The organism is Vibrio sp. R10-SF1-ISO8, assembly GCF_059833805.1.
This window is the reverse complement of sequence record NZ_JCBDHL010000021.1, coordinates 1,144,344-1,156,523: the sequence shown is the minus strand read 5'-3', so window position 1 is coordinate 1,156,523 and position 12,180 is coordinate 1,144,344. Positions and strand designations below refer to the sequence as shown.

The 12,180-nt window shown below is 43.8% G+C and carries 13 protein-coding genes; 9 read left to right on the top strand and 4 right to left on the bottom strand.

The window, feature by feature from the left end:
• Positions 1–170 precede the first annotated feature (170 nt).
• The 6 genes from AC6R00_RS23350 to AC6R00_RS23325 all read left to right on the top strand — a co-directional run bounded on the left by AC6R00_RS23350 (position 171) and on the right by AC6R00_RS23325 (position 5,220).
• Entirely contained in the window at positions 171–986 is an 816-nt protein-coding gene (locus AC6R00_RS23350) for an ABC transporter substrate-binding protein (protein WP_500642143.1), read from the top strand.
• 6 nt (positions 987–992) lie between these two features.
• Entirely contained in the window at positions 993–1,691 is a 699-nt protein-coding gene (locus tag AC6R00_RS23345) for an ABC transporter permease (protein ID WP_004743683.1), read from the top strand.
• A 9-nt stretch (positions 1,692–1,700) separates the two neighbouring features.
• Positions 1,701–2,432: an energy-coupling factor ABC transporter ATP-binding protein gene (locus AC6R00_RS23340; RefSeq protein ID WP_500642142.1), complete on the top strand. Its 732-nt coding sequence runs from the start codon at positions 1,701–1,703 to the stop codon at positions 2,430–2,432.
• 108 nt (positions 2,433–2,540) lie between these two features.
• Positions 2,541–3,125: a molybdenum cofactor guanylyltransferase MobA gene (mobA, locus tag AC6R00_RS23335; protein WP_500642141.1), complete on the top strand. Its 585-nt coding sequence runs from the start codon at positions 2,541–2,543 to the stop codon at positions 3,123–3,125.
• Positions 3,125–4,894 carry a bifunctional molybdopterin-guanine dinucleotide biosynthesis adaptor protein MobB/molybdopterin molybdotransferase MoeA gene (locus AC6R00_RS23330; protein ID WP_500642140.1) on the top strand — a complete coding sequence of 590 codons (1,770 nt, stop codon included), beginning with the start codon at positions 3,125–3,127 and terminating at the stop codon, positions 4,892–4,894. Before mobA ends, AC6R00_RS23330 begins: the two co-directional genes overlap by 1 nt.
• Positions 4,895–4,953: 59 nt before the next feature.
• A complete protein-coding gene (locus tag AC6R00_RS23325) occupies positions 4,954–5,220 on the top strand; it encodes a DUF2960 domain-containing protein (RefSeq protein WP_171324412.1) in 267 nt (88 codons plus the stop codon).
• Positions 5,221–5,282: 62 nt separating this feature from the next.
• On the opposite strand, the gene nagK is transcribed toward AC6R00_RS23325, so the two are convergent.
• On the bottom strand, positions 5,283–6,191 hold the full coding sequence (gene nagK / locus AC6R00_RS23320; protein WP_171383020.1) for an N-acetylglucosamine kinase: 909 nt from the start codon (positions 6,189–6,191) through the stop codon (positions 5,283–5,285).
• Positions 6,192–6,335: 144 nt separating this feature from the next.
• Entirely contained in the window at positions 6,336–7,076 is a 741-nt protein-coding gene (locus AC6R00_RS23315) for a tRNA-uridine aminocarboxypropyltransferase (protein WP_500642139.1), read from the bottom strand.
• A 69-nt stretch (positions 7,077–7,145) separates the two neighbouring features.
• On the opposite strand from AC6R00_RS23315, the gene AC6R00_RS23310 reads away from it, so the two are divergent.
• Positions 7,146–7,934, top strand: coding sequence for a sterol desaturase family protein (locus AC6R00_RS23310; protein ID WP_500642138.1), 789 nt, complete (start codon positions 7,146–7,148; stop codon positions 7,932–7,934).
• Positions 7,935–7,982: 48 nt separating this feature from the next.
• Here AC6R00_RS23310 and AC6R00_RS23305 read toward each other — a convergent pair whose 3' ends face one another.
• On the bottom strand, positions 7,983–10,013 hold the full coding sequence (locus tag AC6R00_RS23305) for a methyl-accepting chemotaxis protein (protein WP_500642137.1): 2,031 nt from the start codon (positions 10,011–10,013) through the stop codon (positions 7,983–7,985).
• A gap of 85 nt (positions 10,014–10,098) precedes the next feature.
• On the opposite strand from AC6R00_RS23305, the gene AC6R00_RS23300 reads away from it, so the two are divergent.
• Positions 10,099–10,614 (top strand): NlpC/P60 family protein, encoded by a 516-nt coding sequence (locus AC6R00_RS23300; RefSeq protein WP_500642136.1) that lies wholly within the window; start codon positions 10,099–10,101, stop codon positions 10,612–10,614.
• Between the two features lie 4 nt (positions 10,615–10,618).
• Here AC6R00_RS23300 and AC6R00_RS23295 read toward each other — a convergent pair whose 3' ends face one another.
• Positions 10,619–10,963, bottom strand: coding sequence for a DUF3802 family protein (locus tag AC6R00_RS23295; RefSeq protein WP_004744053.1), 345 nt, complete (start codon positions 10,961–10,963; stop codon positions 10,619–10,621).
• A 341-nt stretch (positions 10,964–11,304) separates the two neighbouring features.
• On the opposite strand from AC6R00_RS23295, the gene AC6R00_RS23290 reads away from it, so the two are divergent.
• On the top strand, positions 11,305–12,171 hold the full coding sequence (locus tag AC6R00_RS23290) for a fructosamine kinase family protein (protein WP_500642135.1): 867 nt from the start codon (positions 11,305–11,307) through the stop codon (positions 12,169–12,171).
• The last annotated feature ends 9 nt before the right edge of the window (positions 12,172–12,180 follow it).

Genomic DNA, 12,180 nt, shown 5'->3' with positions numbered 1-12,180 from the left:
CATCAAATTCTAGTTAGGTAAGTTATTGATATTTCGTTTGAAAACTATCACATATTTTTGGCATCAAGATTGCTTTCTATGCATGCCGACTTATAACACGAATCTTATGGCATAGATTCAATACTCTTAATTTGAATAGCCCAAATTATAGAAAACGGATTTATAACAATATGAAAAAAATCACTTTTACATTGGCCACTGCGTCACTGGCTTTAGTTAGCTACTCGGCATCTTCGGCTGATAACTCTCACGTACGTTTAGCGACGACAACAAGTACCTACCACTCTGGTCTACTTGATTACCTACTACCTGAATTTGAAAAAGACACAGGCTACAAGGTCGATGTGATCGCAGCCGGCACGGGTAAGTCGCTTAAAATGGGGGAAAACGGCGATGTCGATTTGGTAATGACTCACGCACCAAAAGCCGAAGCAAACTTTGTTGAAAAGGGTTATGGCGTTCTACCTCGTAAATTGATGTACAACGATTTTGTTATTGTGGGCCCTCACGCCGATCCAGCTAAAGTGGCAAAGCAAAAAGATGTCGCTCAAGTATTTAAAAACATTGCCAATATGAATGCGACGTTTATCTCTCGCGGTGATGATTCAGGTACTCATAAAAAAGAGAAAGGTATCTGGGAGCAAACCAAGATGGAGCCAAATTTCGGTGGTTACCGCAGTGTAGGCCAAGGGATGGGACCGACTCTTAACATGGCGAACGAAATGCAAGGTTACACCATGACTGATCGTGGCACTTGGCTAGCCTACAATAACAAGCTTGATCTCGAGATTTTGTTCCAAGGTGACAAAAAGCTATTTAACCCATATCAGGTGATATTGGTTAACCCAGAACGCTACCCAAGCATTAATTACCAAGGTGCAAAAGAGTTTAGTGACTGGTTAGTGAACCCACGAGGACAGAAACTGATCAACGACTTTACACTTAATGGCAAACAACTGTTTGTTGCTAACGCAAACGAGAAATAGAACTCGATGAGCCTTTGGCAAACGACCCTAGATGCGCTCACCTTGTTGGTGAGCTTTGATAAAGAGCTGTGGGAGATCGTCGCGGTCTCCTTCAGCGTCTCTTTGTCCGCGATTTCAATAGTTCTTTTCCCGGCGATCATTTTCTCTTTTGTATTGGCTTATACAGATTTTAAAGGCAAATGGTTGTTTCTATCACTGATAAACACACTGCAAGCCATTCCGACAGTAGTGATTGGTCTATTGCTATATATGCTATTGTCACGTGCTGGCCCTCTAGGGGATTGGCAGATGCTGTTTACTCAAAAAGCGATGATTGTCGGTCAAATGCTGATTGGTTTTCCGGTGTTGGTGTCAATGATGCACGGCGCATTGCAGTCTAGCGATCGAAGAGCAGTTGAAACCTCAATTACATTGGGCGCTTCTATACCGCGAATTATTGCCACTATGGTGTGGGAAACACGTTTTCCACTCTTGGCAGCAGCGATAGCGGCGTTTTCTCGCATTGTAACTGAAGTGGGCTGTTCAACCATGGTGGGTGGCAACATTATGGGGATCACGCGAAACATCCCTACAGCAATTGCGATGGAAAGCCATAAAGGGGCGTTTGCTCAAGGGGTTGCTTTGGGCATTGTCTTGCTTACATTAGCACTGGTACTGAACTTCATGCTCACAAGTATGCGTGGCAAAGGTTACCTAAGGACTTAAGGGCGCAGTATGACAATTAAGATCACGGCACAGCAACTTTCAATGCGCTTTAAAGAGCGTGTACTGTTCCACATCCCTACTCTTTCTATTGGTCCAAATGACGCAATCTACCTTAAAGGTGATAATGGTGTCGGTAAAACCACGCTACTCAAAATCTTGTCAGGGTTAATGAAACCATCGACAGGTAAAGTGATTGCACCTAGTGACACATGGTTACACAGACTGTTTCCCCGCTCTGGTCGTAAAGGCGTGATCTACCTCCATCAGTCTCCATACCTATTCGACGGAACGGTTTATGAAAATGTCGTCTACGGTATCCGCTTCGAAAAAGATGCAGCAAAAGATAAGCGAGCTCAAGTTATCACTGCACTGCGCATGGTAGGCTTAGAAACCTTAGCCGATGAGCATATTTCCGTCTTGTCTGGAGGAGAGAAGCAACGCGTCGCGATGGCACGAGCATGGATACTTAAGCCTTCGATTCTTTTGATGGACGAGCCAAGCGCTTCGTTAGACCAAGAATCGATAGAGCGTTTAGTCGTTATGGCGAAAGATCTTTTAGATCGTGGCTCAAGCTTGGTCATCACCAGTCACCAGCAGAATGCGCTGACTGGACTTTGTAACAAACAGTGGGTGATCAGTGGCCTTGAACTGAAAGAGTACTCAAATAACGACTTTGAGTTAAATAATGTCGTTGTTTTGAAAGATAAATCATTAGATACAAAAGTAAGTAGTAGAGGATAGTCTACGACGAGCTGTAACACATAATGCACTAAGCCTGTGGGCTTGAAAGAGATAATAGATTTGCTAGAGTGCAAGCCCAATAACAAAATAATATCAGATACGACAACTATGCTTCATGCAAAAGAGACAAGCTGGGTAATTTTAGCTGGTGGTCAGGCAAGCCGTATGGGCGGGCAAGATAAAGGTCTTGTTTTACTTAACGACAAGCCATTGATCCAACATGTGATCAACAGACTAAAACCTCAAACTGAACGCATTTTGATTAATGCTAACCGCAATCATGACGCATACCAAAAATTTGGCGAGGTCTTTTCTGATCAATTTCAAGACTTCCCCGGTCCAATGGGCGGAATTCACGCCGGACTCATCAATGCACCAACCGATTGGGTTGGTTTTGTGCCATGCGATAGCCCGCAAATTAATAGTGATTTAGTCGAGCGTTTTTGCCAATCGGTATCAGATAATACCGATATTTTAGTGGCCCATGACGGTGACCACCAACAGCCTGTTTTCACTCTGTATCATAAACGTGTCTTACCCAAACTGACCGCTTTTCTTGAGCGCGGAGATCGTAAGATCATTCTTTTATACAAAGAGTGCAACACAGAGTATGTTGATTTTAGCGACTCACCAAACTGTTTCGTAAATTTAAATACCCCAGAAGAACTGACCCAATTCGGAACCATTAGCTGATGACTTTAAACCTTCCTATCCCTATTCTGGGTTTTGCCGCGTATTCAGGTACGGGGAAAACAACGTTGCTAGAAGCTCTTCTGCCAAAGTTAACTGAAGCCGGCCTTCGTATTGGTATGCTCAAACACGCACACCATAATTTTGACGTCGATAAAGAAGGTAAAGATAGTCACAGACTAAGAAAAGCTGGCGCATCGCAAATGTTGATCTCTTCGAGAAACCGTTTTGCGTTAATGACTGAAACGCCTGAGCAGGAATCTGAGTTTGCCTATCTGTTATCACGCTTCGACACAGATAAGCTTGATGTCATTTTAGTTGAAGGCTGTAAAAACATCGCTTTTCCCAAGATAGAACTTCATCGCGAAGCGGTAGGTAAACCTTGGCTATACAACAACGATGACAATATCATTGCCATTGCCGCAGATTCAGTCGTTGAAGACAGCGATCTACCGCAAATGAACATCAACGATTTGAATGCAATCGCACAATTTGTCACCGAATATGTACAAAGCCACACGGAGCCCAAGAAAAATGAAGCGGCTTGTTGTGACACCCTCTCCCCTGCTTTTCTATCCGTAGAGCAAGGACGTGACAAAATTCTTTCACTGGTTAACCCTGTTACAGAATCTGAAAAATGCCCTATCACACAAGCATCCGGCCGGGTGTTATTTGAAGATGTCATTTCTCCGGTCAACGTCCCACAATACACGAACTCAGCGATGGATGGCTTTGCTATTCGTGGTGAAGATGCCGATTTAGATAGCTTTGAAGTCGTCGCTGAAGTTTTTGCTGGTCATGCGTACGATCATCCGCTCGAAAAAGGTCAAGCGGTTAAGATAATGACAGGTGCTCCTACCCCTCAAGGTGGCGACACCGTTATTATGCGCGAACAAGCTCAACATAATGGTGACATTGTCACATTTTCTGCAAGCATCAAAGTCGGTCAGAATGTACGACAAGCCGGAGAAGACTTACCAATAGGCTCTTCCGTATTTACCACCGGTCAGCGAATCGCCTCACCAGAGATGGGAATGATCGCTTCACTGGGAATGGCTGATTGCAGCGTTTATCGCAAACTTAAGGTCGCCATTTTCTCTACTGGTGATGAAGTCCAAGCGCCAGGCAGCGAGCAAAAGCAAAACTCCATTTATGATTCGAACCGTTTCACCATCATGGGAATGCTAGAGACCTTAGGTTGTGAGATTCTCGACTTCGGTATTATCGAAGATGACGAAGCCTTGATGATAGAAGCATTAGAGAACGCAGCTTCACAAGCAGATGTCGTCATGACTTCTGGCGGGGTTTCAGTCGGTGACGCCGATTACATTAAACTTGCACTAAAAAAGCTTGGCCAAATCGATTTCTGGCGAATCAACATGAGACCAGGACGACCACTCGCCTTTGGTCAAATACAAAACAAGCCGTTTTTCGGTTTGCCGGGTAACCCTGTCGCGGTCATGGTGTCGTTCATCAATTTCGTTGAACCTGCTTTAAGAAAAATGCAGGGAGAGCAAGGCTGGCAACCTCTTAAAGTAAACGCGATAGCAACGGAAAATCTGCGCTCTCGTCAAGGCCGAACCGAGTTTAGTCGTGGCGTTTATGAACTCGATCATCACGGCCAGTTGACGGTTCGTACAACAGGCAAGCAAGGGTCAGGAATCCTACGCTCTATGAGTGAAGCAAACTGCTTGATTGAGGTTTCACCAGCGATAGATACAGTTAAAGTTGGTGAAAGCGTGACAATTATTCCGCTTCAAGGCAGAATCTAACCCATAGAGACGAGGTCAGCCATGCTGACCTCTTTAGTTTTATCGATTTGGAATTATTTATGGCTCGCACAATCCTGTATACCTACAAAGATGAAGAGAAAACGTTAACCTTCTCATACCAGCAACATCGCAACATTCATGAAGCGGTCGCTGAAGCTGAAGGCATCGATATCTCTGAATATTTGAAAATGGAGCAACAAATCGAAGCGATTTCTGATACCAAAGCAGTGCGCAATTACCGTGACAACCACTTTAAGAAGCTTGGCTTTGGGCGCATCACCCTGCAGCAAAAAGAAAACCTAGGGGTAGGCAAAAAGAACAAGTAATACCAATCGGGATAAATAAAAGGGCTGCAATCGCAGCCCTTTTCAATCCAATGTCAGTTACCTTACTTAATGTTAAGGAATGCTGCACCACGTACGCCACCTGAATCACCGTGCTTCGCTTTGATGATTTTAGGACACTTCGCTACAGAAAGAAGGTACTTAGGTACGCGCTTTGGCATTTCTTCGTAGATCAGTTCGAAGTTAGAAAGACCGCCACCTAGTGCAACAACATGAGGATCATTTGCTGTGAAGATGTTGGCAAAACAGATTGCAAGCAGCTCCATAAAGCGCTCTACATGCTCAGAAGCTTTCGCCTCTCCAGCTTCATAAGCTTTAATGATATCGATCGCTTTCTTTTCTTCACCAAAGTAGTGAGCGTAGATCAGTTCAAAACCACGGCCTGAAAGGTAACTATCTAAACAGCCTTTTTTACCACAACCACATCCTAATAGCGGTGCATTGTCACCAAGATGGAACCAAGCATCGATTGGCAATCGCATATGACCTAGCTCACCCGCAACGTGATTTCGGCCAGAGAATACCGCGCCATCATAAATCAAGCCACCGCCAAAGCCAGTACCAAGAATCAAACCCATCACTGACGGCTCATCTTTTAATTCTTCGTCCCAAGCTTCTGAAAGCGCAAAACAGTTCGCATCGTTTTCAATTTTAACGCTACGGCCAATCTTAGCTTCAAGATCCGCGCGCAAAGGCTTTCCTTTTGCCGCAGGCACATTGACTGTAAGAACTGTCGCGTCATCGGCATCTTCCATACCCGGAAGACCGAGACCTATCTTGCCTTCGCAACCAAATTCTTGATCGTATTTGTTTACCAGACTAGCAATGGTCTCAACCAAAAGTGCATAGTCATCCGTTGGCGTTGGTACTCGCTCAGTCGCAACTCGCTCTAGTTTTTCGTTAAATGCACCAAATTCAATCTTAGTGCCACCAACGTCAAAGCCGTAGTACATCTCTTCTCTCCCAGAAAAATAACTCAAAAATTGGTTTAATTGACTCATTATCCATATAGCTACGCCTACAAACTGTGATTTGGAACAGATTTAGCTCGGAGGCAAAGCCAACTGCGCAGCCCGTATACAACCAGATCGCAATAATTAGAGGGGTTTCTCGTTTCTCAGCTCGTCAATGAAACGATTCAAAGCTGGTTTTGCTTCATCTGGCCTGTTTCTCGTCTTACTGTTCATATAGCTTTCGCGAAATACGGCAAACCAACTCGACAAAGTTTGAGCCAGTTTTTCTTCACCAAACTGTTCAAACACTAAACTGGCTACTTCAGCGGTAGCAAGGTGCTGTTCGTTGTCTGAACGGCGCATCATGTATTGCGATACTGTATCCGGATTAATAGACATAACAGGTAACGCATCTAAATACGGTGATTTGTTGAAGATTCGCCTTGCCTCTCGCCAACTGCCATCTATAAAGATCAATAGAGGCGTTTTCTCCTCACAAAACCTTGATGCTTCTTGTTTGATCAATCGAGTAGGTTCATTAACATATTCATCGGGGAATACAACAATCGGTTGATACTTGGGGTTATTGAGTAGAGCAAGCATCTCTGACGAAGGCTCAGTGCGGCTCCATTGATAGGCATAACCGTCTTTGACCACATCTAGAATCAAGCGACCTGTATTGCTCGGCTTAAACACTTCGTTTTCTGACAGTAGCAACATCGCCGCAACGCCACTCTCTATATCGGGTTGATGGGCACACAAACAGTCCTTTTCCGCAACTTGGCAGTACTTGCATCGAACAACTTTACTCCCCCGCGCAACAAAAGGCTTGGTTGAACGGTCTAAACGTTGTTGATACAGGTGATGAAAGGCATGGATTCTCATAGCGTATCGTAGATAATGAACAGGGTGAGCCAGTTTACTCACCAAACCAGCAGTTGCAAGGAATACACAATGCAAAATCCTGAAATGATTCGCTTGAGCTTTTTTCTTTCCGTATTGGTTCTGTGCGGGTTATGGGAGTGGTTAACGCCACGCAAACAACTGACCCAAAATAAGCTCTACCGGTGGTTGAATAACCTAGGGTTAATCGCATTTAACTCAGTTTGCTTGAGCCTACTCATGCCTATTCTGGCGTTTGAATCGGCTATATACGCTGTAGACAACAGCTGGGGACTACTCAATCAATTCCAATTGCCTTTGTACTTTGAGATCATCATCTCAGTGGTTCTGCTAGATCTCGCTATTTACTTGCAGCACTTGGTGTTCCATCGCGTCCCAATTTTGTGGCGTTTACATCGAATGCATCATGCTGACCAAGATATTGATGTCACAACAGGCACGCGGTTCCACCCTATCGAAATCATCTTATCGATGTGGATTAAGATTGGAATCGTGTTAACGCTTGGCATCTCTCCTATTGCCGTTATCGTGTTTGAAATCATCCTTAATGCCAGCGCAATGTTCAATCACAGCAATGCCTATCTACCACTAAAGCTAGATAAGCTATTGAGGAGAGTGATCGTCACCCCTGACATGCACCGAGTTCATCATTCCGTCATTGAAAAAGAGACCCATTCCAACTTTGGTTTCTTCTTGTCAGTATGGGATCAAGGCTTCGGAACTTACCGTGAACAACCCATTCTAGGGCATGAATCAGTAAAGATCGGTATCCCACTGTTTCAATCCAAACAGGAGCAGAGACTTGATAAGATGCTGACTCAACCATTCAGACAAGAATAAAAAAGGAGCACTGCGCTCCTTTTTTTGTGTCATTTCAATTTGCTCTAATTAAACTGCGTATTTGTGTAACATCGATTGTTGTTGACCTGCTATTTCAGCCACTTGCTGGGAGTTTTCCACCATAGACTCAAGTTGCAGCTTGGTACTACCACCCTGCTCAGAAACGCGAGTAATAGACTCACTGACATGTGCAGTTGCTCGCTCTTGTTCCTCTGTTGCAACAGAGACTTGTTCAACGCGCGCTTTGATATGTTCAACTGCCGTTTCTATATCCGCAAACGTCGTTTTTACCAACACACTCGATTCCAAGGCATTCGCCATTTCTTGTCTTGATTCTTCAACCGCCACACGAGAACGCTCGGCCGCTCCAACCAGTTGGTTCATACGATCTCGAATATTGGTTGTTTGGTTCGATGTATCGCTGGCCAGTTTGCGCACCTCATCTGCCACTACAGCGAAACCTCTGCCCTGCTCCCCAGCACGCGCAGCCTCAATCGCCGCATTCAGTGCCAGTAAATTAGTGTTTTCTGCGATCCCAGAGATCAAGTCGACCATTTCGCGAATCTGTCTAACACGCTTGTCTAGCTCTACCATTGAGGACTCATTCACATTCAATGTCGTTTCCAAAGCCTGTAAACGGGCTTGGTTCTCTTCTATTGCTGTTACGCCTTGGCTCGATAGTGCAACTGCCGATTTTGATTCTTCATATGACTCGGCCGTAATGGTTGAAATTTCACGAATCGAAGCTTCAAGTTGGTTAACGGTAGTGACCATACTTGCTAAAGAGTCATTTTGTTCACTTAAGCTATTGTTTGATTCCTCTGCCGCTCCATGGCTAATTTCTGCGGTTTGATAAAGGGTTTCACAATTACGTGTCACTGTCGAAATTGATTCGTTGGTTGAAATCATTACTTGGTTCAGCTTTGAGGCAATCTCTTTCATTTCCAGTGGGCCGAGTAATTTCGCCTTACCCGTAAGATCGTGATTGGTCATCTTATTTAAGTTGCTTAGGATGTTGCTCAACCCTCGGTTAATCCAGTGCTTGAGAGAAAGCCACGCAATGAGAATGACGACAACCAACAGTACCCCACTAACCAACAGCACAACCGTTATTGTCTCCATGGTGCCAGTCACGACACTCTGGCTTTCATCAATAAGTGCTTCGGCAGTCGATGAGATTTGGTTTAACGTCGCGATGACTTGATTTGCTGTGATGACAACTTCTTCAACTTGCTTAGACTGTGTCGTAACTAATTGCAGCTTGGAAAGGATTTGGTCGACAATACCAGCCTTTCCAAAACCGGATAGCACCATATCGTAACCAGCCGTTAAGCTCGCAAAATCCACGACATCAGGGTGCCACTCTTTAAAGTCATCGTAGGCTAAGTTAACCCCAGCTAAGCGATTTTTCATTTCACGATATTCATCTTGAGCTTTTGACAAATCAGATTGCATCATCAGCTGAACAAACGAGCTTTCCATAGAACTCACATTAGCGATAAATCGGTTAGCCGCGTCGGCTGACTCGGGGTTGTCACCGACAAGGAAAGAGCTTATCCGATTCATTTCTGGGCCTACAGATCCAAGCCCATAACGAAAGCCATCCATTTCTGCGTCAATTTTCTCCTGTCTAGTCAGGATGTCTTGCTGCGTACTCATCACACTTGCGCTCAATGCGTTGAGTGATTGAATTGAATCCAAAAGCTGATCGGTCTGCTGAGTCGAAATGGTCTGACTCAAACTAGAGGATACATCAAGAATTTGGTTGGTAAGCTGCGCAATGTTTGACCCTAGTGAGGTGATTTGCTGTCGAATATCCTCAAGCGTTTGGGTGTCTTGGGTTTGCGTGACATAACTCAGCTGCTTTGCTTGTTCCAATATGTTTTGAGTTAACTGCGCATTGGTCATCGCGAGTGGTAATGCTTGTTCAGATAAACCAGAAAATTGTAAGTGAATTCGTTCTAAGCCCTTAATGCTCGTGACAGAAAGTAAAATCACCAGTAAGGTAATCGTTATAAACACCGCACTGATTGTATGTATCAGCGATAGTTTGAGTTTGCCTTTTTTCAGAGTGTCCATTTAGAAACAAGGTCCTAGTACTAGAGTTATCAGTGAGGCATATTATGTCTGTATTGTTACGCTTAGATTTCAACGAAGGTTATTAATGAAGCATCTAGTTTTTAGTGCGAGTCACTTCAAAACGGCTCTTTTATGCCTAGCCATTGCGGGTTGCAGTAGCCAACCCAAACCTGAATTTAGTACACAACACAGCGCTGCGCTGACGGCACAAGAAGAGATCACAAAAAGTTCATTACTGGATGTTTATAAAGTCTGGAAGGGTGTGCCTTACCGCTTGGGTGGCTCGACCTTAAGTGGCGTTGATTGTTCAGCGTTTGTCCAAACAACCTACAAAGATGCTCTAGGACTACAGTTGCCACGCACCACATTAGCGCAAGTTAAGTTAGGAAATGAAATTGATTATTCAGATGCGCATGTCGGTGACTTAGTCTTTTTTAGAACGGCACCGAAGGTCAGACATGTAGGTGTGTATATCGGCAACAAGCAGTTTATGCATGCATCGACATCGAAAGGGGTAATCATTTCAAGATTGGATAACCCGTATTGGGCTTCAAAATATTGGCATTTCAGACGAGTCACCTACTCGCCTGAAATGAACTGAATCACTAATCGTATTTAGCAACGGCTGAATCAAATAAATTCTTAACTAAGGCGATATACTCGTCCAAAAAGCCAATCTGTTCGTTGGTTGCAGGTTTTGCCCAAACACCAGCAAGGACTTCACCTAAATCTTCAACAACTGAGTCTGCTTCTTTTAGTAGTTGAAAGCGAACACTAGAATGCAATTCTGGGTTTTGCTCAAAGATCGCCATAATGTTGCTCGCGACCATATCAGTAACGACATCTTCCACGCTTTCCGTCCCGATATCGCCATCTTCCGATGCGAACACATCCAGATTAAAAGCCAAATGCTCAATTAAAGCCAAGTAACCATCGGTTTCAACAACCACAGCCCATCTCCGTTATAAATTATGTCGTTGACTAACATCTTTAATACTAAGTCATATCAATCGATATATACAACCAAAGTCGAATAGGTTGCTGACTTCCTGCACAAATTCAGTAAAACACCTTCGTTAAAACTAGCATAGGATCAATCTTAATGACGTTTAAAATGGCTTAACAAGTATAATTTCCACTAAAGTAATAAACTCTTAGTAGAGCGAGCTCACATTTTTACGCTGCTAGTTGTTAATACGTCTAAATGATTGAATTTTTTGCACTATGAATCAGTATTCATTCCAAGCTTCTTCTACACTATTAGCAAAGCAACGAAATTCTAGGATGATTTATGTGGCAGGCCATTTCTAAGCAGCTTTCCGAAACCTTGATGTTTTCTTATGACATTGTAGAAAAAGAGAAAGTCCAAGGTGGTGATATTAGTGATTGCTATATGGTTTCAGACGGTGAGCAACGCTACTTTGTAAAACTCAACAAGCGAGATTTTCTGCCTAAGTTTGATATAGAAGCGGAAAACATCCGTATATTGCGTGAAAGTAACACCGTTTTTGTCCCTGAGTTAATCCTTACAGGCAAGTCCAAAGAACACTCTTTTATCATTCTCAACTATTTACCGACTAAGCCTCTTGATGACAGTAAGAACAGTTATGCGTTTGGCCAGCAACTAGCCCGCTTACATCAATGGGGCGAGCAAAAAGAGTATGGTTTCGACCAAGACAACTATATCGGTGCTACTCTCCAACCTAACAAGTGGAACCGCAAGTGGTCTCGCTTCTTCTCAGAACAACGAATAGGTTGGCAACTTCAACTGCTGAGAGAAAAAGGCATCAATCTCGTCGATATCAACGAGTTTACCCAACTAGTCCATGATAGATTAGCCAACCACCAGCCTAAGCCTTCATTGCTCCACGGCGACTTGTGGCATGGCAATGCCGCCAATTCTGTATTCGGCCCTATTTGCTATGACCCAGCGTGTTATTGGGGCGATCGTGAATGTGATATTGCAATGACCGAATTATTCGAAGGCTTCCAGCCGGAGTTTTATCAAGGTTATGAAAGTGTTGCTCCTCTAGACTTTAGCTACAGCGAACGAAAAGACATTTATAACCTTTATCATGTACTCAATCATTACAATCAATTTGGTGGTCACTACTTAGATCAATCGGAGAAACTAATAAAACAAATACTTTCATATTAAATAAAAATA